The sequence below is a fragment of the Ramlibacter monticola genome, from assembly GCF_016722785.1.
Taxonomy (GTDB): Bacteria; Pseudomonadota; Gammaproteobacteria; order Burkholderiales; family Burkholderiaceae_C; genus Ramlibacter; species Ramlibacter monticola.
The window spans coordinates 1,290,612-1,315,434 of record NZ_JAEQNE010000001.1; the positions used below are offsets into that span (position 1 = coordinate 1,290,612).

Genomic DNA, 24,823 nt, shown 5'->3' on the forward strand with positions numbered 1-24,823 from the left:
TCCGGGAAAGTACGACCGGCCCATCCTGCGGCCGGGAAGCTTTCTGCCCTCCGCGAGGTCCCGGAGGCGTTTTCCGGCTGGCACGGTCCGTGCACTGACGCGTGGTCAGGAGTCCGCCTTGTTCGCCGTGCCCACGTCCCTCACCACCTGGTCCAAGCCCGCTGCGCGCAGCGTCGTGCGCGGGCTGGCCCTGGGCGCGCTGCTGCTGAGCCTGGCGGCAGCGACGATCGGCCTGCGGGCGCCGGAACCTCTGGCCGATTACACGATCGTTCTAGTCCATGTCCCCGCGGCGTGGCTGTCGCTGTTGCTCTACGGGGCAGCGGTGGCGGCCGCCGTCGCCGCGCTGCAGAGCCCGGCCCGGCTGCCGGAGGGGACGCTGGCCGCGATCGCCCCGGTGGGCGCCGCGGCGGCCATCCTGGCCCTGTGGACCGGGCTGGCCAGCCAGCAGGCACATGGCTGGTGGGGTTGGGACGCGCGACTGGTGTGCGAACTGCTGCTGCTGCTACTCTTCGCAGGTTTGGTCGCGCTGCGTCGCGGGATCGAGGAGCCGGACCGCGCCGAGCGCGCGGGTGCCGTGCTGGTCCTGACCGGTGCGCTGAACATCCCCATCATCTACCTCTCGGTGGACTGGTGGCAGACCCTGCACGAGCGCGCCGCCGCCAGCGTCGGCCGCTCGCCCCTGGTCACCGGGGCCATGGCCCTGATGACGATGGCGTTCTGCATGACTGCGGGCGCCCTGGTGCTCGCGCGCCTGCAAGCGTTCACGCGCGAGCGTGAAGCCGGAACGCGGTATTTCGGATCGGCTCGTGCGGAGGGCGGCAGCGCCCGGACGCCGGCCAAGGAGCAACAATGATTGGTGAAATCGGCCACTTCTGCCTGATCGTCGCGCTGATGCTGGCGCTGGCGCAGGGCATCCTGCCCCTCGCGGGCGCCGCCAAGGGGCGCCCTGCGTGGATGGCGGTGGCGCAACCGGCGGCCCAGGGCCAGTTCCTGTTCGTCGCCATCGCGTTCGCGCTGCTGGTCGCGGCGTTCGTCAACAACGACTTCAGCATCCTGGTGGTGGCGCAGCACTCCAACACCCAGTTGCCCACGCCCTACCGCGTCGCCGCGGTGTGGGGCGGCCACGAGGGCTCGATGCTGCTGTGGGTGCTGATGCTGGGCGTGTGGGGCGTGGCGGTGTCGATCTTCAGCAACCGGCTGCCGGGCGTGTTCGTCGCCCGCGTGCTGGGCGTGATGGGCCTCGTCGCTTCCGGCTTCCTCGCCTTCCTGCTGTTCACGTCCAATCCGTTCACGCGGCTGCTGCCGGCCGCCGCGGAAGGCCGCGACCTCAACCCGCTGCTGCAGGACCCGGGCATGGTGATCCACCCGCCGATGCTGTACATGGGCTACGTCGGCTTCTCGGTGGCCTTCGCCTTCGCCATCGCGGCGCTGCTGTCCGGCCGGCTGGACGCCACCTGGGCGCGCTGGTCGCGCCCCTGGACCACCGTGGCCTGGATGTTCCTCACGATGGGCATCGCGCTCGGCAGCTGGTGGGCCTACTACGAGCTGGGCTGGGGCGGCTGGTGGTTCTGGGATCCGGTGGAGAACGCCTCCTTCCTGCCCTGGCTGGTCGGCACCGCGCTGATCCACTCCCTGGCCGTGACCGAGAAGCGCGGCGTGTTCCGCTCCTGGACCGTCCTGCTGGCGATCTTCGCCTTCTCCTTCAGCCTGCTGGGCACCTTCCTGGTCCGTTCGGGCGTGCTGACCTCCGTGCACGCCTTCGCGACCGACCCGAAGCGCGGCATCTTCATCCTCGCCTTCCTGGTCGTGGTGGTGGGCGGCTCGCTCACGCTGTTCGCGGCCCGCGCGCCCAAGGTGGGCCTGGGCGGCGGCTTCTCCTCGGTCTCGCGCGAGTCGATGCTGCTGGTGAACAACGTGCTGCTCGCCGTGGCGGCCGCCAGCGTGATGCTGGGCACCCTGTACCCGCTGCTGCTCGACACGCTGGAGCTGGGCAAGATCTCCGTCGGCCCGCCCTACTTCGAGGCCGTGTTCGTGCCCCTGATGGCGCCCGCCGTCTTCCTGATGGGGGTCGGCCCGCTGGCGCGCTGGCGCGAAGCCACCCTGCCCGACCTGGTGAAGCGCCTGAAGTGGGCGCTGGTCGCCAGCGCCGTGGCCGCGGGCGTCTCCATCGCTTCCGGCGGCTCGCTGCTGGCCTCCTTCGGCATCCTGCTGTCCGCGTGGATCGTCAGCGCCACCGTCACGATGGTGCTGGAGCGCACCCGCCATGCCGGCGGCAACGTCGCGCAGCGCCTGGCGCGCGCGCCGAAGCTGCTGCCGCGCGGCGAGTGGGGCATGCTCCTCGCGCACCTGGGCGTCGCCGTCTTCATCTTCGGCGTCACCATGGTCAAGGCCTGGGAAGCCGAGAAGGACGTCAAGATGTCTCCGGGCACCAGCGCGGTCCTGGGCGGCTACACCTTCACCATGGAAAGCATGGGCGAGTACAACGGTCCCAACTACATCGCCCTCAAGGGCGTGGTGAAGGTCTCGAAGGGCGACCGCGTGGTGGACACCATGTACCCCGAGAAGCGCCTCTACACCGCGTCGCAGATGCCGATGACCGAGGCGGCCATCGACACCGGCCTGACCCGCGACCTGTACGTCTCCATCGGCGAGGCCCTGGAGGACAACAGCTTCGCCGTGCGCGTGCAGGTGAAGCCCTTCGTCGACTGGATCTGGGGCGGCGCCCTGCTGATGGCCCTGGGCGGCCTGCTGGCCGTCACCGACCGCCGCTACCGCGTGGCGCGCGAAGAGAAGGCGGCCGCCCGGTTCGCGGGGGCCAAGGCATGATCCACCTGCGACGCCTCGCCATCCTGTTGCTCGCCGCCTTCTGCGTGGCCCTTTCGGTGCGCGCCGCCGAAGCGCCGGAGATGGCCGACGACCCGGTGCTGGAAAAGCGCGTGAACGAGATCGGCCTGGAACTGCGCTGCCTCGTCTGCCAGAACCAGACCATCGCCGACTCGCACGCCGGCCTCGCCGTGGACCTGAAGAACCAGATCCGCGAGCAGCTCAAGGCGGGCAAGAGCAACCGGCAGATCCTCGACTTCATGGTGGAGCGCTACGGTGACTTCGTCCTCTACCGCCCGCCGGTGAAGGCGACCACCTACCTGCTGTGGGCCGGCCCCTTCGTGCTGATGGCCATCGGCATCGGCGCCGCCGTCCTGATCGTGCGCCGCCGCCGCCAGGCCGTCGCGGAAGCGCCCCACCTCACCGAAGAACAACGCCGCCAGGCCGCCCGACTGCTCGCCGACGAGCCGGAGATCCGTTCATGACCATTGCTTTCTGGGCCAGCGTCGCCCTGCTGCTCGCAGGTGCGCTGCTGTTCGTGCTGCCGCCGCTGCTGCGGCCCGCCACCACCCGCGCCGGCCTGTCGCCGATGGCCGCCTACCGCGACCAGCGCGCGCAGATCGACGCCGAGTTCGCGCAGGGCACGCTCACCAAGGAACAGCACGCGCAGGCGCTGGAGGAACTGCAGACCCGCGTGATCGAGGAAGTGGGCGAGGTCAGCGACGCGAAGCCGGTGACGCAGAAGCCGCAGTCGCGCGCCTTCGTCGCCACCATCGCCGCGCTGATCCCGGTCGGCGCGCTGGTGACCTATGCCGTGCTGGGCACGCCGGCGGCGCTGCACCCGGAGAGCGAGCAGCAGGCGGCCGGCCAGGAAGGCGGCCACGCGATGTCGCAGGAGCAGATCGAGTCCATGGTGCAGGCCCTGGCCACCAAGCTCGAGAAGAACCCGAACGACGCCAACGGCTGGCACATGCTGGCCCGCTCGTACGTCGTGTTCCAGCGCCTGCCGGAAGCGGCGCAGGCCTACGACCGCGCCTACAAGCTCAATGCGGGCGACCCCAACATGCTGGCCGACTACGCCGACGTGCTGGCCATGGTCAACGGCCGCAGCCTCGAAGGCCGGCCCGAGAAGCTGGTGGACGAGGCGCTGAAACTCGATCCCCAGAACCAGAAGGCGCTCTCGCTGAAGGGCACCGCCTCCTTCAACCGCGGCGACTTCAACGGCGCCGCCGGCTGGTGGAAGAAGCTGCTGGCCACGGTGCCGCCGGGCTCGCAGCCGGCCGCCTCGATCCAGGCCAACATCGACCAGGCCCTGGCCGAAGCCGCCCGCGGCGGCGGCAAGGCGCCGGCGACGATGGCGGCCGCCGCGGCCGCCGCGCCGGCCGCGTCGCCGGCCGACAGCGCCCCGGCCAACCCGAACGCCACCGTCGAAGGCAGCGTGAGCGTCGCCGATGCGGTCAAGGGCAGCGTGCCGCAGGGCGCGACCCTGTTCGTGTACGCCCGGCCGGCCGACGGCAGCCGCATGCCGCTGGCCATCCTGCGCGCGCCGGCCGACAAGTTCCCGCTGCAGTTCAAGCTGGACGACTCCCTGGCGATGTCGCCCGAGTCGCGCCTCTCGCTGCGCCCGCAGGTGCAGCTGGTGGCGCGGATCTCGAAGTCCGGCAATGCCGTGCCGCAGCCCGGCGACCTGACCGGCACGCTGGGCCCGGTGAAGGTCGGCACCCGCGACGTCAAGCTGGTGATCAGCGAGGTCGTGAAGTGAGGCGGCGGGCCGCGATCGCATCCGCGCTCGCTGCCTGCCTCAGCGGCTGCGACCGCCCTCCCGTCGCCGCAGACCGGCCCCGCTGGCCGGCCCTCCCCGTCACCGAGCTGAACGGCCGGCCCGCCACCCTGCCCGCCGCCAGCGGGCAGGCCCGCATCCTCAATCTCTGGGCGCTGTGGTGCGCCCCCTGCCGCGCGGAACTGCCGGCGCTGGAACGGCTCGGCCTGGCGCTGGCGGGCCGCGGCGTGCAGGTCTCCGCCATCGCGCTGTCGGACGACCTGTTCGCCGTCCGCGAATACCTCTCCGACCGGGCGGCGCGCCTGCACGGCGCCGTGATCGGGCCGCGCGAGCCGGTGGTCCGGCAGCTCGGGCTCGACGCCCTGCCCCAGACCTTCGTCGTCGCGCGCGACGGGGGCGTGCTGGCCTGCTGGATCGGCGCGCGCGACTGGGACGCCCCGTCCGTGCGCGCCGACCTGGACCGCCTGCTGAAAGACGCATGACCGCCATGACCACCGCCACCCCCCTTCCGGAACTGGCGGGCAAGCTCCCCGCGCCGCTGCGGCCGCGGCGCATGTCGCTGCGCGCCATCGGCGTGCTGGCCATCCTCGCCCTGATCATCCTGGCGACCGTGATGGTCACCTCCGCGCTGCTGTTCCGCGGCGCCGCGCAGTCGCACCTGGAGAACCTGGAAGCGGCGCACGGGCGCTACGAGCAGCTGCTGGAGAACCGGCAGGACGCCATGCGCGACGGCGCCGACCGCGTCCGGCTCGCCGCGATCGACGGGCAGCTGCTCGCCGCCGCCGCCGAGCGCCAGCAGCACCTGGCGACCACCCGGCACTACATCGACGGCAGCACCGTCACCATCGCCACCCTGGCCTGGGTGGGCATCACCTCGATCGGCGCGCTGGCCCTGCTGTTCTTCTCGCGCCTGGCCGGCGACATCGGCACGGTGCGCGCCCGCGCGCTGGCGATCCTGACCGGCGACCGCAGCGCCGGCAGGCCGCTGGCCCGCAGCGACGAATTGCGCGAACTGGGCGACGCCGTCGACAGCCTGGCCGTGGCCCTGGGCAAGCGCGAGCAGGCCCTGGCCGAAGAGCGCCGCCACGTCATGCACCGGGAGAAGCTGGCCACCATCGGCTCGATGGCCGCCGGCGTGATCCGCGAGATCGGCAACCCGATCGCGGCCATCGACGGCTATGCGCGGGCGCTGCTGGAGGCGCGCGGCGCGGGCCCGGCCCCACAGGCCGGCGACGACGGCAGCGACGTCAGGCCGATCCTGCAGGAAACGGCGCGCCTGATCGCCATCACGCGCGAGATCAACCGGCTGGCCGCCACCCCCGCGGCGCAGTGGCAGCTCGCCAGCGTCAACGAGATCGTCACCCAGGGCCTCGCCCTGCTGCGCTACGAGCCGCGGCTGGAGGACGTGAAGGTCCACACCTCGCTCGATCCCATGCTGCCGGCGGTGAGTTGCTGCGCCGACCGGCTGGTGCAGCTGCTGATCAACCTGGTGGCCAACGCCGCCGACGCGACCGCCGGCCTGCCGGCCCACACGGCGCGGCTGGAGATCGCCACCCGCGAGGCCGACGGCGGCATCGAGCTGCGCCTGGACGACAACGGCTGCGGCATGACGGACGAAGTGCGCGCGCGCGCCTTCGAGCCGCTGTTCACCACCAAGCCCGCGGGCCAGGGCACGGGCCTGGGCCTGCCGCTGTGCCGCGCGGTCGCCGAGGAGCACGGGGGCCGGATCGCGCTGGAACCCCTGCCGGAGGGCGGCACCCGGGTCACTCTGTGGCTGCCGCTCGAACAGGACAGGCTCCCGGTAAACTAGCCGGCATGAGCTCCTCGCTGCAGATCCTGGTCATCGACGACGAACCCGCGATTCGCCAGATCCTCGCCGCGAGCCTGACGCGCGCCGGCCACACCGTCGAAACCGCGGGCAGCGGCCGCGAAGGCCTCATGCGCCTGTCCAAGGGCGACGTCGAGGTCGCCCTGTGCGACATCAACATGCCGGACCTGACCGGCATCGAGGTGGTCCGCGAGGCCAGCAAGTCCGGCTACGACACCACCTTCATCATGATGACCGCCTTCTCCTCGGTGGACACCGCCGTGGAGGCGATGAAGGCCGGCGCCACCGACTACATGATCAAGCCGCTGCGCTCCGAGGAGCTGCTGCAGCGGCTGGCGCAGATCGCCGACCTGCGCGGCCTGCGCGGCGAGAACGAGGCCCTGCGCAAGCTGGTGGTGGGCCGCAGCGACGACCGCTGCCCCTCGGTGTCGCCGTCCATGAAGCAGCTCGATCGCCTGATCGCCAAGGTGGCCCCCACCGACAGCACGGTGCTGATCACGGGCGAGAGCGGCACCGGCAAGGGCGTGACGGCCCGCTCGATCCACCAGCAGAGCCAGCGCGCGGGCGCGCCCTTCATCCCGGTGAATTGCGGCGCCATCCCCGAGAACCTGCTGGAGAGCGAATTCTTCGGCCACGTGCGCGGCGCCTTCACCGGGGCCGACCGCGCGCGCAAGGGCCTGTTCCTGGAAGCCGACCGCGGCACCATCTTCCTCGACGAGATCGGCGAGCTGCCGCTGGAACTGCAGGTCAAGCTGCTGCACGTGCTGGAAGCGCGCGAGATCCGGCCGCTGGGCAGCGAGCAGGTCCGCAAGGTCAACGTGCGCATCGTCGCGGCCACCAACCGCGACCTCAAGGCCATGGTCGACGACGGCCGGTTCCGCGAGGACCTGTACTTCCGCATCAGCGGCTTCCACGTCACGGTGCCGCCGCTGCGCGAGCGGCGCGAGGACATCCCGGCCCTGATCCGCTACCTGCTGGCGCGCGGCGGCGAGCGCTTCGGCGTCGCCGGCAAGCTCATGCTGGAGCCGGAGGCCGAGGAGATCCTCGTGAGCTACGACTGGCCGGGCAACGTGCGCGAGCTGGAGAACGTGCTGCAGCGCGCCACCATCCTGGCCGACGAGGGCCGCATCACGGTGGCCGACCTGCCGCCGAACATCACGCCCTCCACGCCGGTGGGCGCCGCCGCGCCCCTGGCGACCGGGCGGGGCCAGTTGCGCGAGCAGGTGCGGGACTTCGAACACGGCCTGATCCTGCGCGCGATCGAGGAGTGCGGCGGCGACCGCCGCGCCGCGGCGCAGCGCCTGGGCATCGGCCTGTCCAGCCTGTACCGCAAGCTGGAGGAACACGAGCAGGCGCGCGGCGCGCAATCCACCGCCGAGCCATAAGGCGCGACGTCGTCATGGCTTAGGCGCGCCCTTGGCGGGATCGCGCGACAATCGACGCGCGAATCCGCGTCCGGAGCACACCAGGGCATGGGCCCGGTTCTTGCAGAGGATGGGGAATGAACGCCGCCACCACCCGCCTCCTTCTCCGGTGCACCCTGTGGATGGGTGCGCTGTTCGCTGCGACGGCGCTGTACGCCGGGCCCGCCGAGGACTTCGCGCAGGGCGAGGCCGCCCTGCTCGCCGGCGATCTTCCGACGGGCATGAACCTGATGCGCAAGGCCGCCGACCAGAACCATGCCAAGGCGCAGGCCCGCCTGGGCGACCTGTTGCGATCGGCCGAATTCGAAAAGGAAGCCGTCGTCATGTACCGCAAGTCGGCCGACCAGGGCGAGCCCGCGGGCGAATATGGCCTGGGACGCGCCTATGCCGACGGCGCGGGCGTCGAGAAGAACGCCGCGACCGCCCTCGAGTGGTACCGCAAGGCCGAGAAGAAGAACCATGCGCCGGCGCTGGATGCGCTCGCGCGGGCCTACCGCACGGGCACCCTGGGCTTGCCGAAGGACCTGGAACAGGCCAAGGCCTACGACGAGCGCGCGCGCGCCCTGGCGGCAGCCCAGGCCGGCACGCAGGGGGCGGCCCGTTGATCTCGATTCTGGCGCTGCGGCGGCCGTCATTCCCGCGAACGGGAATGGCCTGCATGGCGGCCTTGCTGGCACTCCTGGGCGCACCCGCCGGGGCGGCGGACATCACCAAGGGGGGGTCCCTCTACGCGACCCACTGCGCCGTGTGCCACGGCGCCAGGGGAGCTCCCCCGGTCATGCCCGCGGCGACCGATTTCCGCCGGGTCGAGTCGTTGATGCGGCCCGACATGCAAGTGCTCCTGTCGATCAAGAACGGCAAGGGCGCCATGCCCGGTTATTTCGGCATCCTCCGGGACCAGCAGATCCTGGATGTGATCGCCTTCCTGAGGACCCTGAGCTGATGACAAGAACGATCTCCCGGCGCGCCGCGCTGTCCCTGGCGCTCCTGGCCGGCACCGCGGCCTTCGCGCAGCAACCCAATGGCGGCAAGCCCGCGGCCGGCGCCTGGCGCGTGCTCGACTCCTTCGAGGTGGGCGAAGGCGTCTACGTGCGGGCCCTGAAGCTGGAGGAGAAGCGCAACGTGATGTGGGTCGGCACCTCCTCCGGGGTGCACGAGGTCGACCTCAAGTCGCTCAAGCCCACCAGCACCTTCACCCGCAAGGAAGGCCTCGCCAACGAATACGTGTTCTCGGTGGGCGTCGACCACCAGGGCAACAAGTGGTTCGGCACCAATGCCGGCGGCGTCTCCCGCTACAACAACGGCCAGTGGAAGACCTTCTTCCCGATGCACGGGCTGGCCGACTACTGGGTCTACTGCTTCGCCAGCCAGAAGGACGGCACGCTGTGGATCGGCACCTGGGCCGGCACGAGCCGGGTCGACGCCAAGACCGGCAAGTTCACCAACTACGTGCGCGAACTGATCAACGAGTGGGTCTACGGCCTCGGCGTCGACAAGCAGGACCGCGTGTGGTTCGGCACCGAGGGCGGCGTGTCGATGTTCGACGGCAAGACCTGGAAGAGCTGGACGCACAAGGACGGCCTCGGCGCGCCGAACACCGACCAGCTCCCCTTCTCGACCAACACGGGCCTGGGCACGCGCTCGCGCCACGACCTCGCCACGATGAACGAGGGCCGCCCGACCTACAACCCCAACTACACGTTCGCCATCCACGTCGATCCGCAGGACAACGTGTGGGCCGGCACCTGGGGCGGCGGCATCGCCAGGTTCGACGGCAAGAAGTGGACGAACATGAATTCCAAGGACGGCCTCGCGGGGAACATCGTGTATTCGATCGCCCAGACGAAGGACGGCGCGATGTGGTTCGGCACGAACCGCGGCGTCTCCCGCTGGGACGGCAGGAACTGGCAGAACTTCGGCCGCAAGGAAGGCCTGCTGGAAGAGAACGTCTACGCACTCGCCGTCACCCCGAGTGGCGAAGTCTGGGCCGGCACCCGCAAGGGCGTGGCCCGCATCGGCCGCTAGGCCCGACCCGACAACGAAATTTAGGAGCTCACATGCAGTTCGGTCACAAGACGATGGCGGTGCTGGTCATCGCCCTGGGCGGCGTCATCGCCGGTGCCTACACCCTCGGCCGCAAGGCCGCCAGCCCCGCCGCCCCGCAGGTGGCCGCCGCCGGCAGCCAGCAGGCCATGGGCGGCGCGCCGGAAGGCGCGCCCGCCGGCAACGTGCAGGCCCCCGCGGGCCATCCCCCGGTCGCCGAAGGCGGCGCGCCCCCGACGGAGGGCAAGGTCAAGATCGACCCGAACGCGAAGTTCGTGCACTTCCGCGTCGGCAACCGCAACGTCAAGGACATCCTGGCCGAAGGCGACACGGTCTGGGTCGGCACTTCCGGCGGCGTGATCCGCTACAACACCAAGACCGACGAATACAAGCTGTTTGACACGCGCGCAGGCCTGCTGTCCAACGGCGTGTTCCACATCAGCCGCCTGGACGGCAAGCTGGCCGTGGGCACCTACGGCGGCGGCCTCTCGCTGATGGACGAAGCCACCGGCAAGATGGAAACCTTCAACATCCCCGACGGCCTGGGCGATGCCTTCGTCTACGACGTGCTCAAGACGAAGAACGGCGACGTCTGGATCGCGACCTGGTCGGGCGTGAACCGCATCAAGGGCGGCAACCTGAAGGACCGCACGAAGTGGGAACTGCACACCGTCGCCTCCACCAAGGGCGGCCTGCCGAACGACTGGGTCTACGGCCTGGCCGAGGGCAAGGACGGCATCGTGTGGCTGGCCACCGAAGGCGGCCTGGCACGCTGGGTCGAGGGCAAGTGGGACAACTGGAATCACGCCAAGGGCCAGGGCGCGCCCTATGAAGTGGTGAAGGACGACCTCGCGTTCAAGAACGACCCGTCCAAGGTCTCGAGCCACCACGCCCGCCAGAAGCAGGAGATGGGGCTGCAGGGCATCGACACCGCGTACAACCCGAACTACATCGTCTCGCTGGTGGCCGCGAAGGACGGCACCGTGTGGGCCGGCACCTGGGGCGGCGGCCTGGCGCACTTCGACGGCAAGCAGTTCCGCAACTACACGGTCAAGGACGGCCTGCCGGGCAACCACGTGTTCATGCTGCACCAGGCCAAGGACGGCGACCTCTACGTCGGCACCAACGCCGGCGTGACCAAGTTCCGGGACGACAAGTTCAGCGCCCCGCTGACCACCGCCGACGGCCTGTTCTCCAATGCCGTGTTCTCGATGGACACCGGCGCGGACGGCAGCCTGTGGGTCGGCAGCTTCGGCGGCGTGGCCCACATCGGCAAGAAGTAAGGCGGGAGAACCGTCGCCGCGGCTGCGGCAAGGGCCGCTCCAGAGCGGGACGCCCGGCTTCGGCCGGGCGTTTTCGTTGGGCCGGCCGACTCCCGCAGTCTTCGTCATTCCGCGCCGGGACCGGCAGGGTATCCCCGTAGCCGGGAGGCCGTTGACTGATGGGCCGAGCGGGCATAGATTCCCTGCCTCCGGCGCGACAATGGAGAGTACGGCGATGACAGCTCATGTGCAGACCGCGAACGGTCTTCCGCTGGCCCCGGCGCGCAAGAAGTTCCCGATGGCAGGCTGGATCCTGATCGCGATGGTGCTCGGGATCCTGATCGGCTGGGCCATCTTCGCCAACGTGCCCGACAAGAAGACCGCCGCGCAGATCGCCGGCTACGTGTCGATCTTCTCGGACATCTTCCTGCGCCTGATCAAGATGCTGATCGGGCCGCTCGTGTTCTCCACCCTCGTCGTCGGCATCGCGCACATCGGCGACGCGGCCTCCGTCGGGCGCGTGTTCGGCAAGGCGATCGCCTGGTTCCTCACCGCCTCGCTGGTCTCGCTGGTCCTCGGCCTCATCATGGCCAACCTGCTCCAGCCGGGTCTCAACCTGGGCCTGCCGCTGCCCGACATCGGCGCGTCGGCCAACCTCGCCACCTCGAAGTTCACGCTCAAGGACTTCGTCAGCCACCTGGTGCCCAAGTCCTTCGCCGAAGCCATGGCGAACAACGAGATCCTGCAGATCGTCGTGTTCTCGATGTTCTTCGGCGTGGCGCTGGCGGCGCTCGGCGACCGGGCGAAGACGCTGGTCGCCTCGATCGACGAGCTGTCGCACGCGATGCTGAAGATCACCGGCTACGTCATGAACCTGGCTCCGATCGCCGTGATGGCCGCGATGGCGGCGACGGTGGCCGTCAACGGGCTGGAGATCCTCGTCAAGTTCGCGGTCTTCATGGCCGACTTCTACCTGGGGCTGTTCCTGCTGTGGGCCGTGCTCGTCGCGGCCGGCTTCGTGTTCCTCGGTCCGCGCGTGTTCCGGCTGCTGGTCCTGGTCAAGGAACCGTTCCTGCTGTCGTTCGCCACGGCCAGCTCCGAGGCGGCCTATCCGAAGATCCTGGACGCCCTCGATCGCTTCGGCGTGCGGCGCAAGATCTCGGCCTTCGTCATGCCGATGGGTTATTCGTTCAACCTCGACGGCTCGATGATGTACTGCACCTTCGCCGTCCTGTTCATCGCCCAGGCCTACGGCATCGCGCTGCCGATCCACACGCAGGTCACCATGCTCCTCATCCTGATGCTGACCTCCAAGGGCATGGCCGGCGTGCCGCGCGCCTCGCTGGTGGTGATCGCCGCGACGCTGAACCAGTTCAACATCCCCGAGGCGGGCCTGCTGCTGATCCTCGGCGTGGACACCTTCCTCGACATGGGCCGCTCGGCCACCAATGCGGTCGGCAACTCGATCGCCACCGCCGTCGTCGCCAAGTGGGAAGGCGAGCTGATGACCCAGGCCGAGGCCGACCGCAACCTGCGCGCGATCGAGGCCGAGGCCACGGCACGCGGGCATGCGCTCGCCGATTGAGGTGGCCACCGTGCGCGCCCTGCCCGCCGCGCTGCTCGCGGCCGCGCTTGCGTGTTTCGCGGCCGCGACTGCGCACGCGCAGTCGCCCGAGGCGCCGCTGCGCCTGACCGGCACGCTCGCCAAGGTGCGCGAGACCGGCATCATCGCGCTCGGCCACCGCGACTCGTCGATCCCGTTCTCCTACCTGTCGCCGCGCGGCGAGCCGATCGGCTACTCGATCGACCTGTGCAGGCTGCTGGTCGACGCCATCGGCGAGGCCGTGGGCCGCACCCTCACCGTGAAGTGGCAGCCGGTGACCTCCGAGACGCGCATCGCCGCGGTCGTCGGCGGCCAGGTCGACCTCGAATGCGGGTCGACCACCAACAACCTCGAGCGCCAGAAGCAGGTCGCCTTCTCGCCGACGATCTTCGTCTCGGGCACCAAGCTGCTGGTGCGCAAGGGCTCGGCGATCCGCTCGTTCCGCGACCTCGGCGGCAAGCGCGTCGTGGTGACCGCCGGCACGACCAACGAGAAGGCGATGCGCGACCTCGCGGCGCGGTTCAGGATCGCCATGACACTCGTCACCGCCCCCGACCACGAGGCCTCCTTCGAGCAGCTCACCAGCGGCAAGGTCGATACCTTCGCCACCGACGACGTGCTGCTGTACGGGCTGCTCGCGCAGCACAAGCTGCAGGCCGACTACCTCGTCGTCGGCGAATTCCTCTCGTACGACCCGTACGGCATCATGTACCGCAAGGGCGATCCCCAGCTCGCCAAGCTGGTCGACGACACCCTGCGCGAACTGGCCGAGGACCGCGAGATCGAGCGCCGCTACGAGCGCTGGTTCCTGCGCCGGCTGCCGCAGTCGGGCGTGAGCCTGGACCTGCCCATGAGCGCCCAGCTCGAGACGATCCTGCAGACCCTGGCGTCGCCGCCCGATGCCCGGCCGCCCGGCCTGGCCGACGACGGCACGCGGCGCTGAGCCGCGGCGAAAGGGAGAGCGTCAGCCGATGCGCTGCTGCAAGGCGGCCCGCGTCCGCGTGAACCGCATCTCGAGTTCCTCCACCAGCCCCGGCAGCACCGACGTCTCCCCCCGCGTCACGCTGTGCTCGAGGCGATAGCAGACCTCCGCCACGCCCTTCGCCCCCAGGCTCGCGCTGGTCCCCGCGAGCTTGTGCGCGCGCCGGCGCAGTTCCTCCATGTTCGCGTTGTGCAGGTGCTGCTTGATCGCGCTGAGTGCCGCCGGCGTTTCGTTCAGGTAGTCCGTGATCAGGCCGCGCACCACCGAGGGCGAGTCCGGCTCGTCGAGCGCGGCGAGTTCCTTCAGGATGGCCTCGTCGATCAGCGCGTCCAGCGGGTCGGGAACGGGCGCGCTGCGCTGCGGCGCCCAGCGCTCGATCAGCTGCTGCACCGACACCGGCAGGATCGGTTTGGCGATGTAGTCGTCCATGCCCGCTTCGATGCAGCGCTGGCGGTCCGCCGGCAGCGCGTTGGCGGTCATGGCGACGATGCGCGGACGCCGGTTGGCCGGCACGGTGGACACGATGAGGCGGGTGGCCTCGAGCCCGTCCATCACCGGCATCTGCAGGTCCATGAACACGAGGTCGTAGCGCAGGTGCCGCACCCGTTCGACCGCCTCGGAACCATCCTGCGCGACGTCCGGCGAGTAGCCGAACTTGCGCAGCATGCCGACTGCGAGCTTGCGGTTGATGTCGCTGTCCTCCACCACCAGGATCTGCATCGGCAGCCGCTTGGCGAGCGAGTGGTCGATGAGCTGCGCCGCGGCCGCGGGCGGCGGCGCGCGGCGGTCGTGGATCACCTCGTCGAGCACCGCGAACAGCTTCGAGTGCTTCACCGGCTTGGCCAGCGTCGCGGCGAACAGCTTCATCGCCGAGAAGTCGCGGCCGCGCCCCGGCGAGGAAGACAGGAGCACCAGCGGCGGGGCGCCCTCGCCCTTCTGCGCCACGATCGCGCGGGCGAGCTGCAGGCCGTCCATGTTGGGCATGTGAAGGTCCAGCACGGCGACGTCGAAGGGGCCTTCCGCTTCCAGCAGCGCCAGGGCATGGGTGCCGCGGGTGGCGCACTCCACCTCCATTCCCCAGCGCGTGCACTGCGTCTTCAGGATGTGCAGGTTGGTCGGGTTGTCGTCCACCAGCAGCACGCGGCGGCCCGCCAGTTCGGGCGCGCGGCCGGTGCGGTACTGCGCCGTGGGCACGTTCTGCGCGATGCCGGCGCGCATGGTGAAGGAGAAGGTGGACCCCTTGCCCTCCTCGCTCTCCACCTTGAAGTCGCCGCCCATCATGTGCACGAGGCGGGCGCTGATCGCGAGGCCGAGGCCGGTGCCGCCGAAGCGGCGCGTGGTGGACGTGTCGCCCTGGGAGAAGGCCTTGAACAGGCTCTCCATGTGGGTCGCGGGGATGCCGATGCCGGTGTCGCGCACCGCGAAGCGCAGGTGCACCTCCTCGGCTTCGCGCCGCAGCACGCTGGCGGTGAGGCAGACCTCGCCCCGGTCGGTGAACTTGACGGCGTTCGACAGCAGGTTCACCAGCACCTGGCGCAGCCGCGTCGAGTCGCCCACCAGCCAGTGCGGCACGTTGTCCGTGATCTCGTACAGCAGGTCGATGCCCTTGTCGGCCGCGCGCGGCGCCAGCATGTCGAAGGCTTCCTCGATGCACACGCCGATCTCGAAGGGCCGCTGCTCGAGCTCCAGCATGCCGGACTCGGACTTGGAGAAGTCGAGGATGTCGTTGATGGTGGACAGCAGCGCGTCGCCGCTGGTGTGGATGGTCTGCACGTAGGAGCGCTGCTCCGAATCGAGCTGCGTGTCCTCCAGCAGCGCCGTCATGCCGATCACCGCGTTCATCGGCGTGCGGATCTCGTGGCTCATGTTGGCGAGGAAGGCCGCCTTGGCCTCCGCCGCCTGCAGCGCCTGCTCGCGCGCGCCCATGAGTTCCGACTCGACGCGCTTGCGCTCGACGATCTCCTCCTGCAGCGCGGTGTTGGTCTCGGTCAGCACCGCGGTGCGCTCGGCCACGCGCTGCTCCAGCATCGCGCGCTCCTGCTGCAGGGCCTGCTCCGACGCCATGCGCTCCGTCACGTCGCGCACGATGCCGCAGAACAGGCGCTGCCCTCCCACCGGCATCTCGCTCACGCCCAGTTCCATCGGGAAGGTGCTGCCGTCCTTGCGCCGCCCCGTGACCAGCCGTCCGATTCCGATGATCTTGGGCTTGCCGCCGCCCAGGTAGTTGGACAGGTAGGAGTCGTGCCGCTCGCGGTCCGGCGAGGGCATCAGCATGTTGACGTTGCGCCCGATCACTTGGTCGGCGATCCAGCCGAAGATGCGCTCGGCCGCCGGGTTGTAGCTCTGCACGGTGCCGCGGCTGTCGATCGTGATGATCGCGTCCAGCGCGTGGTCGAACACGGCGCGCATCCGCGCCTCGCTGTCGGCGCGCTGCGCCAGCGCGCCGCGCAGCGCCTGCGTGCGCTGCTCCACCTGCCGCAGCGCGCGCGCCCGCAGGTTCGCCTGCAATCCGAGCAGGCCCGCCATCAGTGCGCTGATCGCGAAGCCCAGCACCAGGATCACCCAGGACTGGTCGCCGCCGACGTCGGCCTGGAAACCCGGCAGCGAAAGGAACTCGATGTTCCAGCGCCGCTGGCCGAAATCGAGTTCGGCCGTGCGCTGCAGGGCCGGACGCGCGCCCGCGCGCGCCTCCAGCTCGCGGCTGCCGAACACCGGCACGTTGCCATCGCGCACGCGCAGGCCGATCACCGAGGCATCGGGCCCCAGCGCGCTTTCCACCAGCTGCATGGTGTCGAAGGCCTCGACCAGGAAGCCCAGCACCGACTGCTGGCGCGCCACCGGGTTGGTGGGCACCGCGCCGCCGGCGTACACCGGCACGAGCATGGCCCAGATCTGCCCGCCCGCCCCCTTCGGCGTGGCCAGCGTGAGCGGCCCCGTCAGGACCACGCTGCCGTTCTGCAGCGCCCGGTTCATCGCCTCCTGCGCGAGGGGGTCATCCTGCAGGTCCAGGCCCAGCGGCCTGCGATCCGGCGTGCCGAAGGCGCGGAAGTAGGCGAGCGGATAGTGGAACGGCCGCTCCTGCGCCGCGCGCACGCCGTAGCCGGCGATCCCCTCGGCGCGGGCCTGCCGCTCGTGGGCCTCGCGCTCCGCCGCCGGCACGCGCTGGGCGAAGGCCAGCCACAGGCGCCCCGGCGAGCGGGTGCCCGACTCCAGGGCGTCGAAGTAGTCGCGCCACTGCTGGCGCGAGATGCCGCCGCCCACGCTGAACAGGCCGGCCACCGAGCGCAGCAGGATCTCGTCGGTCTGCAGGCCGTGCCGGATGTCGGTCAGGATGCGGCTGGTGCGGTATTCGAAACGGCGGTTCTCGGCACTGCGCGACAAATTGTGGGCGACGTCCCAGGACAGGAGCGTCACCAGCACCCCCACCACGAGCACCAGCGCCACCAGCCCGAAGGGGTGCAGCTTGTGCGGCGCCTCGGCGGGCGGGGGCGCCTCCGCGGCGCCGGCCTCGGAAGGGACCGGGGCGGGCGCCTGATCGGGAAGGGGAAGGGACGACATGCGGCGATTCGTACGCCGCGAGCGTAGCATTTCCCGCCGGGCTCTCCTTCATTTGGATGAGGTGGCGGGCCTGTCGACCCGGCAGCTCAATCCTGCGCCGGCTCCCACGCGAGGGACTGCACTTCGCACGCGCCGAAATCGGCCGGCACGCCCGGCACGCCGCCGCGGCGGAAGTGCAGCACCGCCCAGTCGAAGTGGCCTTCCAGCTGCCGCGGCGTGGCCGCGGCGCAACGCGCCTCCACGTCCGCCCAGAACTGCTCCGGCGCCAGGCCGGTGGGCCGGATGTGTTCGTCGGACAGGAACGCGCGCGCGTAGCCCAGGTCGAAGGGCCGGCGCTGGCGGAAGAAGGACACCTTCGCCGGCACCACGCGCGCGGGTGGCGCCGCCTCCTCGCCGGCGAAACGCTGCGTCGGGTCGTGGCGGTGCACGTCGGGCGCGTCCAGCGCCTCGAACAGCAGCGACAGCCGCCGCGCCAGCGCCTGCACCTGCTGCGGGAAGGGCTGGGGGTCCTTGCGGCCCAGGATCGAATCCTTGCCGAAGACGAAGGCGAGCGGGTGCGCGTCGTCGAGGTCCATGGTGGCCTGGATCACGAGGAAGCTGCCGTCGGGCGCCAGGGTGCGCGTGATGCCGCGGCAGACCAGCACGTCGTCGAGCCAGTGGATCGCCTGCGACAGCGTGACCACGTCGTACTCCGCGTCGCTGTACATCAGGCGGTTGGCCGATTCGTGGATCGCCTCCAGCGCCACGCCGCGCCCGGCGGCCGTCGCCCGCGCGGCCCGCACGAAGCCGCGCGAGAGGTCCATCAGCGTCACGTTGGCCGGCACCTGCGCCAGCTGCAGCGCGAGGCTGCCGGGGCCGCCGGCCAGGTCGAGGACGCGCGTCTGGGGGCCGATTCCGGTCTCCCGCACCAGGAAGCTCGCGAGGTCGGCGGGGAAGGGACGGTGCCGCAGGTAGTCCTGCGCCATGCGGGCGTCGTAGCGCGACACGTCGTCGCGCGTCCCGACCAGCACGCCGGCCTGACGCATGTCGGCCACGGCCTTCAGCACGCGCTTGCGCTCCGCCTCCTGCGGCTCCGAGTCGGTGAGCCGGAAATAGGCTTCCACCACCTGCGCGCCGGTGGCGCCGCGCGGGCCGGAGAACAGCGACAGCAGGATCCGATAGCGCTGCGACAGCCAGTACTGGAGATAGGGCTCGGTCTCCTGCGCGACGTAGGGTCGTCCGTCCTGGCTGAAGGCCAGCACGAAATTGGGCGAGGCGCGCAGGCGCTCGCGGGTGAGCTGGGCGATGGCGGTGGAATTCATGGGTGGGCGATCACCATCAGGGTCGGCGCACGCTCGAAGGCGGTGCGCAGGCAGCGGCCCAGCGTTTCGGGATCGAGCGCGGCGAAGCTCTCGTCGAGGACGGTGAGCTGCGCCTTCTGCAGCAGCGCGCGGGCCAGGAAGATCCGGCTGCGCTCGCCGTGGGAGAGCTGCCAGCCGGTCTCGCCGACGGTCTGCGCGAGGCCGGCGGGCATGCGTTCGAGCAGGTCGCCCAGCCCCAGCTCCTCGCACAGCGAGCGCGCTTCGGCCAGGTCCTCTTCGCTGGCGGGCCAGTTGCGCCCCATCAGCAGGTTGAAGCCCAGCGTGCCGGTGAGGATGTGGTTCTCGTGGAACTGCGGGGCCTCGGCGGCGAGCCGGTGCCAGTTCTGCCCCAGCGTCTGTCGGTCCAGGCCGGCGAGCAGCAGCGAACCGGAGGCGGGCTGGCGCAGGCCGGTGAGCAGCGCCGCCAGGGTGGACTTGCCGCCGCCGGAGGAGCCTTCGAGCAGGATGCGCTCGCCGCGGGTGATCGCCAGGTCCACGTCGCGCAGCACGGGCTTGGCGGCCGCCGGGTAGCGGAAGCTCAGTTCGCGCGCATCGACCAGCCGGTGCGCGTGCTGGCCCTCGCTGCTGGACGCGGGCAGGAAGGGCGTGCGGGCGCCCTCCTCGCCGGCGCCGAAGAAGCCCGAGACCTGCTGCCAGGCCACCGTGGCGCGGGCCAGCGCCGACAGGCCGGTGGAGATGCCGGTCAGCGCGCGGCCGGCCAGCAGCATGCCGCCGAGGGCGATCGCGATGTCGGCCGGCGACGCGGTGCCGCCGACGAAGGCGGGCGCGATGCCGGCCAGCGCGACCAGCATCCAGCCCCGCGGCATCGCGCCGACGACGGGCAGCACCGCGCGGTCCATCACCTGCGACGTGCGCAGGTAGCTCCCGAGCTCCTGGTCCTCCTCGTGGTCGCGGCGGGCCGGCTGCTCCTGCGCGAGCCGGGTGCGGTGGCCCACCATGCGCTCCACCAGGGCCTGCGTCATGCGCAGGCGCTCCAGTGTCCAGTGGCGCAGCCGCCCGAGGTAGCGCCAGCTGAGGCCCAGCGTGAGCGCCACCCAGCCCAGGAGGAGCGCGACGTGCAGCGAGCCGCCGGCGCCCGCGGCCAGGATGCTCGCGGCGAACAGCAGTTCCAGCAGCGCCACCAGCACGCCGAAGCCGCCGTTGAGGGCTACCGATTCCAGCGCCTGCGACTCCAGGACCCGCCCGAGCAGTTCGCCCGCGCCCTGGCGCCGCACCGCCTCGACGTCGCTGCGCAAGGCGCCGGCGAGCAGGCGCGACTTCATGATGCGTCCCGCATCGAGCGCGAAGCGCGCGTCGAGCCAGCCGCCCAGCCACTGCAGCGGCACCAGCGACAGCACCAGCAGCGTCCACGCCACCAGCCAGCCGCCGTCGACGCGCCCGTGCAGCGTGCCCTGCCCGATCAGCGTCCAGGACAGGACCTCCAGCCCATACAGCACCCCGAACACGAGGACGATGGGCAGCACGCGGCCGCGCATTCCATCCTGCGCCAGCTGGTCCCAGAAGCCGCGCGCCGGCGACAGCCGCAGCATCCAGCAGGAGGCGACCTCCTGGGTGGCGAGCCGGTCGCGCAGCAGGGCCGAGCGCACGCTCGCCTGCCGCGCGGCGGGCACCGAGGCGGCGTCGACCAGCTTGTCGACCTCCGACGCAAAAGGGGCCTCGAAGGGCGCGCAGAGGGCACGCCGCAGCGCCGCGATGGCGACGCGGTGGATCCGCAGGTCCGGGCCGACCAGGTGGACCCTGTCGCCGCGCGACTTCAGCAGCAGCAGGAAGCCTTCGCCGGCGTCGTGCCCGACGCGCAGCAGCGCCGGCGCGGCGCCGCGCAGCAGCGAATCGAGTTCGGGCGCGAGCGCGTCCAGCGCCTCGGCTTCGAGGCCGAGGCGGTGCGCCGCCCATTCGAGCCAGCGGGCCTGCTCCTGCGCGCCGTCGGCCGCCAGCGTGGCGGGGACCTGCGGGCCCTCGGCCGTGGCCACGCGCAGGCGCGCGCGCCGGGCCAGTTCCTCCATCGCCTCGCCGAGGCGCTGCACCGGCCAGCACAGCGGCCGCACGTCCAGCACCTCATTCATGCCACCGCTCCTTCGTCGGCGCGCAAGCCGCCGTCCTCGACGCGGATGCGACGCCAGCGCGGGTCCGCCCACAGGCGCGACTGCACTTCCTCCTCGGCCAGCAGCATCTGGCGGTAGCGCGAGTCCTGCTGCGCCAGCTCGCCCGGGCGGCCGTCTTCGACGATGCGCCCGCCCTCCACCACCAGCACGCGGTCGAAGGATTGCGTTTCCGCGACGTCGTGCGTCACGCACAGGAGCGTCGCGTCCTTCCACCACGCGCGCGCTTCCACCAGCAGTTCGCGCCGCTGGCTGCGGTCGAGGCCGCGGAAGGGTTCGTCCAGCAGCGCGAGCCGCACGTCCTGCTGCAGGAGGGCGCGGGCGAGGCGCACCCGCTGGCCCTCGCCGCCGGACACCAGCGCGCCGCCTTCGCCGAGATGGGTCTGCAGGCCCGCGGGCAGCTTCTGCAGCAAGCCGCGCAGGCGCGCCGCATCGAGCACCGGGCCGACCTGGTCCAGCGCCGTGCCCCCGGAGGCGTACACGAGGTTGTCGAGGAAGGACCGGTTCCACAGCTGGATCGCCGGGTCCACCCACGCGGTGGCGTGGCGCAGGCGCTCGATGGCCGCCGCGCCCGCGGTCGCGTCGTCCAACCGCAGCGTGCCATCGGCCAGGCGGTGCCATCCGAGCAGCAGGCCCAGCAGGCTCGACTTGCCGGCACCGGAGGCGCCGACGATCGCGACGTGCTCGCCCGCCGCGATCGACAGCTCGAGGTCCTCCAGGATGGTGTGGCCGGCCGCCAGCACGCTGCCGCCTTCCACCGCGATGGCGACGGGGCCGTTCCCGGCGGCGGCGTCGCCCGCCTGCCGCGGCGCGGCGTCCGGCGTTTCGGTCGGCGCGTTCAAGGGCTCCAGCAGCCGCACCAGCACGTTGCGCAGCGCGGGGTACTGGTGCGCGAGGTCCGCCAGCGAATGGCCCACGGCCGGCAGCTTGAGCGTCCAGTACACCAGCAGCAGGTCGGCGCCGCTCACCGTCGGCGAACGGCCGAAGTGCGAGACGAGCAGCCAGGCGCCGAGTGCGACGCACACCAGCGACTGCAGGCCGCCCGCGCCGAGCGACACGGTGATCTGCGCGCGGCCCGCGCGCACCCATTCGACCAGCAGCCCTTCGTGCCGGCGCCGCACCGCGGGCTCGGCCGCATGCGAGCGGATCGGCACCAGCCCCAGCAGCGCGTCGAGGTAGAAGATGTGCAGCGCGCTCGCGTGGTTGCGCACCCGCAGGTCGCTCTCGTTCATCAGCGGCTGCATCACGAGCGGGATGACGACGGCGGCGGCGGACACCGCGAGCGCCAGCGGCAGGCTCTCCGGGTCGATGAGCGCCACGCCGACCAGCGTGAACGCCAGGTCGCAGACGGCCTGCAGCATGTGGAGCGCCCACCCGGGCAGCAGTCGCAGCATCTGCAGGCTGTGGCTGCGCTCCGCCATGTCGGACACCGAGCGGCTGTGGAAGTAGCGGTCGCTCAGGCGCGGCAGCTTTTCCAGCAGGGCCACGCGCAGGCTCGCTTCGAGGTGGCGCCCGAGCCGCAGGACCTCGGCGGCGATGCCCAGTTCGAACACCAGCAGCAGCCCGCCGAAGGCGAGCACCGCGAGGAAGGCCAGCAGCCGCTGGCTCGCCAGCGCGAGCGCGGTGGACACCTCGAACAGGCCGCGGAACATCAGCATCTCGATCAGCACCGCACCAGCGGAGACGGCCATGGCGCCGGCCAGTGCAAACAGGCCGAGCCGGCCCTGGCGGGCGAGCACCGAGGCCACCAGCCTCATCGGATGCACCGGCTTCTCGGTGAGCGCGGCCCTCAGTTCGGGCGACTTCAGCGCCTCGGGGCTCTCCGCCGCGTCGGCCGGCGTGCGGCCGCTCAGGCGCACCAGCACCGCGCCGTGCAGCGTGAGCTGCAACTCGCCGTCCTCGCCCAGTTCGTCCCAGGCGTGGGCAGACCAGTAGCGCGGCGGGATGACGCGGAAGATGTCGCCGGTGCTGCGATGGGTGTCGCGGAACAGCGATTCGGTCACCTGCATGGCCTCGGCGCCGCGGCGCAGGCCGTCGGCGTCGATCACGGAAGCGATGAAGCGCACGCTGGCGTCCAGCGCCGCCAGGCCGAACCAGGTGGCGTCGGCCAGCGCCTCGTCGACCAGCGTCGCCGCCTGCGCGCGCGAGGCGCCCAGGCGCGCCAGCCGCTCGCGCAGCGGATCGAGGAAGTCGTCCGAGGCCGCCCACTCGCGCCAGGCGCCCGCGCCCACGTGCGTCTGGTGGCGGAACGCTTCTTCGAGCAGGCGCGTGCAGCGGATCCAGCGCCGGCCCACCGCCGGGTCCATCACCTGGACCCACGGCCCGACGCGGCGCCACGCGACGACGAAGTGCGTCGCGCCATCGGAGTGGCGGACCACCACGACCGCGGGCAGCGCCCGGGCCGAATCGAGGAACAGGTGGTCCAGCGGGATCATCACCTGTTCGGCGGCGACCCCGAGCTGGTTGGCCAGCACCTCGATCGTGTCGATGGAGGTGCCGTCCACGTCGGTCTGGCAGGCCTCGCGCAGGCGCCCGTAGCTGACCGGGATGCGGAAGCCCTCCAGCACGCTTTTGAGCGAGGCGGGCCCGCAGTCCATCGCCGAGGTCTGCACGACCTCGGGGACGATCCAGCGTCGTCCCGGCGCGAACACGGCGGCGCTCATTGGGACGCCTCCCCCAGGCTCCGCACTGCGTGCTCCGCCTCCCCCCTCCGCAAGCGGAGGGGGCGAGCGCCTTCGGGCGGCCGTGCGGCGCTCATTGGGACGCCTCCCCCAGGCTCCGCACTGCGTGCTCCGCCTCCCCCCTCCGCAAGCGGAGGGGGCGAGCGCCTTCGGGCGGCCGTGCGGCGCTCATTGCGTTGCCGTGAGGTCGCGCGCCGCCATGGGGGCCGCGGCGGGCAGGGGCGTGTCGAAGCGGCCGGCGGTGCGCATCACGAGCTGCGCCGGCGAGACCTCCTCGATCCCGACCTCGATCGAACCGGGCAGGCCGTGCTGCAGGACCAGCCTGCCCGCGCCGTGCTGCGAGGGCTCGAATTCGACCCGCACGAGGCCGTCGCGCACCTCGCCGGCGACCCGCACGACGCGGGCGTCGATCATCCCGTACTGCGCCCAGGGAAAGCCGTCGAGGCGCAGGCGCGCGGCCTGGCCGGGCCGGATGCGCCCCAGCACCGCGGCCGGCACGAAGTCGCCCACGATGATCAGCCCGCCGTGCGGGACGACCGTGGCCAGCTTCTGGCCCGCGGCGACATAGGCGCCGGTGCGCAGCACGGCGACGTCGGCGATGGTGCCGCTGACCGGCGCGCGCACGGTGTGGCGCTCGATCTCCTCGCCCAGGCGCGCGATGGTGGACTCGGCGGCCTGCGCCTCGCCCTGCATGGACAGGATCGTGCGCCGCAGCGACTCGACCTGCGCCTGCTGCTGGAAGGCACGGGCCTCGGCCTCGGTGCCGAGGCGGCGCTGCTCCGCCGCCAGAGCCTCGCGGCTGGCGGCGAGCTTCAGCGACTCGGCCTGGGCCCGCACGGCCTCGATCTGGGCCACGCCGCCGAGGGCGCTTTCCTCTTTCAGGCGGCGCTCGTTCTCGCGCGCGAAGTCGGCAGCGGCGGCAGCTTCGCGGGTGCGGAAGGCGGCGCCCTGCGACGCGGCCTGCGCGGCGGCGCGCTCGCGGGCGGCGGCCTGCTCCAGCGCCGCCACTTCCTTCTTCAGCGAGGCGATGCGGGGGATCAGGGTCTCCAGCCGCGACTGCTCCTCCTTCAGCCGCAGCTTCTCGGCCTGGGCATCGAGCTCGATCAGCAGGTCCCCGGCACGGACCTCCTGCCCCAGCACCAGCGGATTGGTGGCGATGCGGCTCTGGACGAGCGCGGCGATCGGGTGCGCGGACTGCTGCACCTCCAGCCGCGCCTGGCGCGAGATCTCGTAGACGGTGACGCGGCCGAACAGGAACCAGGCGAGCCAGGCGGCCAGCAGCAGGGCCGCGGCCAGGAAGCCGATCAGCGGGCGGCGGCCACCATCGTGCGCCAGCGATCGTGTGGTGCGGACGAAACGGGTCGGCATGACACTTCCAC

General features: G+C 71.5%; 18 protein-coding genes. 13 read left to right on the plus strand and 5 right to left on the minus strand.

Annotated features, from left to right (window positions below; translation table 11 throughout):
• Nucleotides 1-127 precede the first annotated feature (127 nt).
• The 13 genes from ccsA to JJ685_RS06365 all read left to right on the plus strand — a co-directional run bounded on the left by ccsA (nt 128) and on the right by JJ685_RS06365 (nt 13,706).
• Nucleotides 128-853 (plus strand): cytochrome c biogenesis protein CcsA, encoded by a 726-nt coding sequence (gene ccsA / locus JJ685_RS06305; RefSeq protein WP_330901724.1) that lies wholly within the window; start codon nt 128-130, stop codon nt 851-853.
• Entirely contained in the window at nt 850-2,826 is a 1,977-nt protein-coding gene (locus JJ685_RS06310) for a heme lyase CcmF/NrfE family subunit (RefSeq protein ID WP_201673336.1), read from the plus strand. The genes ccsA and JJ685_RS06310 overlap by 4 nt, the downstream gene beginning before the upstream one ends.
• Entirely contained in the window at nt 2,823-3,308 is a 486-nt protein-coding gene (locus tag JJ685_RS06315) for a cytochrome c-type biogenesis protein (protein WP_201673337.1), read from the plus strand. The genes JJ685_RS06310 and JJ685_RS06315 overlap by 4 nt, the downstream gene beginning before the upstream one ends.
• Entirely contained in the window at nt 3,305-4,585 is a 1,281-nt protein-coding gene (gene ccmI, locus JJ685_RS06320; protein ID WP_201673338.1) for a c-type cytochrome biogenesis protein CcmI, read from the plus strand. Before JJ685_RS06315 ends, ccmI begins: the two co-directional genes overlap by 4 nt.
• Nucleotides 4,582-5,085, plus strand: a complete 504-nt coding sequence (locus JJ685_RS06325; RefSeq protein WP_201673339.1) for a TlpA family protein disulfide reductase — start codon at nt 4,582-4,584, stop codon at nt 5,083-5,085. The genes ccmI and JJ685_RS06325 overlap by 4 nt, the downstream gene beginning before the upstream one ends.
• A complete protein-coding gene (locus JJ685_RS06330; RefSeq protein ID WP_201673340.1) occupies nt 5,082-6,413 on the plus strand; it encodes a sensor histidine kinase in 1,332 nt (443 codons plus the stop codon). The genes JJ685_RS06325 and JJ685_RS06330 overlap by 4 nt, the downstream gene beginning before the upstream one ends.
• A 5-nt stretch (nt 6,414-6,418) precedes the next feature.
• Complete coding sequence (locus JJ685_RS06335; protein WP_201673341.1) at nt 6,419-7,816, plus strand: sigma-54-dependent transcriptional regulator; 1,398 nt, start codon at nt 6,419-6,421, stop codon at nt 7,814-7,816.
• 116 nt (nt 7,817-7,932) lie between these two features.
• Complete coding sequence (locus JJ685_RS06340; RefSeq protein WP_201673342.1) at nt 7,933-8,460, plus strand: tetratricopeptide repeat protein; 528 nt, start codon at nt 7,933-7,935, stop codon at nt 8,458-8,460.
• Between the two features lie 53 nt (nt 8,461-8,513).
• Nucleotides 8,514-8,798, plus strand: a complete 285-nt coding sequence (locus JJ685_RS06345) for a c-type cytochrome (RefSeq protein ID WP_236598690.1) — start codon at nt 8,514-8,516, stop codon at nt 8,796-8,798.
• Entirely contained in the window at nt 8,798-9,880 is a 1,083-nt protein-coding gene (locus JJ685_RS06350) for a ligand-binding sensor domain-containing protein (protein WP_201673343.1), read from the plus strand. Before JJ685_RS06345 ends, JJ685_RS06350 begins: the two co-directional genes overlap by 1 nt.
• Before the next feature lie 32 nt (nt 9,881-9,912).
• Nucleotides 9,913-11,181, plus strand: a complete 1,269-nt coding sequence (locus tag JJ685_RS06355) for a ligand-binding sensor domain-containing protein (protein ID WP_201673344.1) — start codon at nt 9,913-9,915, stop codon at nt 11,179-11,181.
• A gap of 214 nt (nt 11,182-11,395) precedes the next feature.
• Nucleotides 11,396-12,745, plus strand: a complete 1,350-nt coding sequence (locus JJ685_RS06360; RefSeq protein ID WP_201673345.1) for a dicarboxylate/amino acid:cation symporter — start codon at nt 11,396-11,398, stop codon at nt 12,743-12,745.
• Nucleotides 12,729-13,706 carry an amino acid ABC transporter substrate-binding protein gene (locus JJ685_RS06365; protein ID WP_201673346.1) on the plus strand — a complete coding sequence of 326 codons (978 nt, stop codon included), beginning with the start codon at nt 12,729-12,731 and terminating at the stop codon, nt 13,704-13,706. Before JJ685_RS06360 ends, JJ685_RS06365 begins: the two co-directional genes overlap by 17 nt.
• A gap of 21 nt (nt 13,707-13,727) precedes the next feature.
• Here JJ685_RS06365 and JJ685_RS06370 read toward each other — a convergent pair whose 3' ends face one another.
• The 5 genes from JJ685_RS06370 to JJ685_RS06390 form a co-directional block, all read right to left on the minus strand.
• On the minus strand, nt 13,728-17,303 hold the full coding sequence (locus JJ685_RS06370; protein ID WP_201673347.1) for a response regulator: 3,576 nt from the start codon (nt 17,301-17,303) through the stop codon (nt 13,728-13,730).
• A gap of 86 nt (nt 17,304-17,389) precedes the next feature.
• Complete coding sequence (locus JJ685_RS06375) at nt 17,390-18,604, minus strand: class I SAM-dependent methyltransferase (protein ID WP_201673348.1); 1,215 nt, start codon at nt 18,602-18,604, stop codon at nt 17,390-17,392.
• Nucleotides 18,601-20,727 carry an ATP-binding cassette domain-containing protein gene (locus JJ685_RS06380; RefSeq protein ID WP_201673349.1) on the minus strand — a complete coding sequence of 709 codons (2,127 nt, stop codon included), beginning with the start codon at nt 20,725-20,727 and terminating at the stop codon, nt 18,601-18,603. Before JJ685_RS06380 ends, JJ685_RS06375 begins: the two co-directional genes overlap by 4 nt.
• Nucleotides 20,724-23,426, minus strand: coding sequence for an ATP-binding cassette domain-containing protein (locus JJ685_RS06385; RefSeq protein WP_201673350.1), 2,703 nt, complete (start codon nt 23,424-23,426; stop codon nt 20,724-20,726). The genes JJ685_RS06380 and JJ685_RS06385 overlap by 4 nt, the downstream gene beginning before the upstream one ends.
• 186 nt (nt 23,427-23,612) lie before the next feature.
• Complete coding sequence (locus tag JJ685_RS06390) at nt 23,613-24,812, minus strand: HlyD family secretion protein (RefSeq protein ID WP_201673351.1); 1,200 nt, start codon at nt 24,810-24,812, stop codon at nt 23,613-23,615.
• Nucleotides 24,813-24,823: the final 11 nt, after the last annotated feature.

Bases quoted from the DNA above. Each gene is read 5' to 3' on its own strand.
- JJ685_RS06310 (WP_201673336.1), top strand. From the start codon at position 850: ATGATTGGTGAAATCGGCCACTTCTGCCTGATCGTCGCGCTGATGCTG.
- JJ685_RS06315 (WP_201673337.1), top strand. From the start codon at position 2,823: ATGATCCACCTGCGACGCCTCGCCATCCTGTTGCTCGCCGCCTTCTGC.
- ccmI (WP_201673338.1), top strand. From the start codon at position 3,305: ATGACCATTGCTTTCTGGGCCAGCGTCGCCCTGCTGCTCGCAGGTGCG.
- JJ685_RS06330 (WP_201673340.1), top strand. From the start codon at position 5,082: ATGACCGCCATGACCACCGCCACCCCCCTTCCGGAACTGGCGGGCAAG.
- JJ685_RS06335 (WP_201673341.1), top strand. From the start codon at position 6,419: ATGAGCTCCTCGCTGCAGATCCTGGTCATCGACGACGAACCCGCGATT.
- JJ685_RS06340 (WP_201673342.1), top strand. From the start codon at position 7,933: ATGAACGCCGCCACCACCCGCCTCCTTCTCCGGTGCACCCTGTGGATG.
- JJ685_RS06345 (WP_236598690.1), top strand. From the start codon at position 8,514: ATGGCGGCCTTGCTGGCACTCCTGGGCGCACCCGCCGGGGCGGCGGAC.
- JJ685_RS06350 (WP_201673343.1), top strand. From the start codon at position 8,798: ATGACAAGAACGATCTCCCGGCGCGCCGCGCTGTCCCTGGCGCTCCTG.
- JJ685_RS06355 (WP_201673344.1), top strand. From the start codon at position 9,913: ATGCAGTTCGGTCACAAGACGATGGCGGTGCTGGTCATCGCCCTGGGC.
- JJ685_RS06360 (WP_201673345.1), top strand. From the start codon at position 11,396: ATGACAGCTCATGTGCAGACCGCGAACGGTCTTCCGCTGGCCCCGGCG.
- JJ685_RS06365 (WP_201673346.1), top strand. From the start codon at position 12,729: ATGCGCTCGCCGATTGAGGTGGCCACCGTGCGCGCCCTGCCCGCCGCG.
- JJ685_RS06370 (WP_201673347.1), bottom strand. From the start codon at position 17,303: ATGTCGTCCCTTCCCCTTCCCGATCAGGCGCCCGCCCCGGTCCCTTCC.
- JJ685_RS06375 (WP_201673348.1), bottom strand. From the start codon at position 18,604: ATGAATTCCACCGCCATCGCCCAGCTCACCCGCGAGCGCCTGCGCGCC.
- JJ685_RS06380 (WP_201673349.1), bottom strand. From the start codon at position 20,727: ATGAATGAGGTGCTGGACGTGCGGCCGCTGTGCTGGCCGGTGCAGCGC.
- JJ685_RS06385 (WP_201673350.1), bottom strand. From the start codon at position 23,426: ATGAGCGCCGCCGTGTTCGCGCCGGGACGACGCTGGATCGTCCCCGAG.
- JJ685_RS06390 (WP_201673351.1), bottom strand. From the start codon at position 24,812: ATGCCGACCCGTTTCGTCCGCACCACACGATCGCTGGCGCACGATGGT.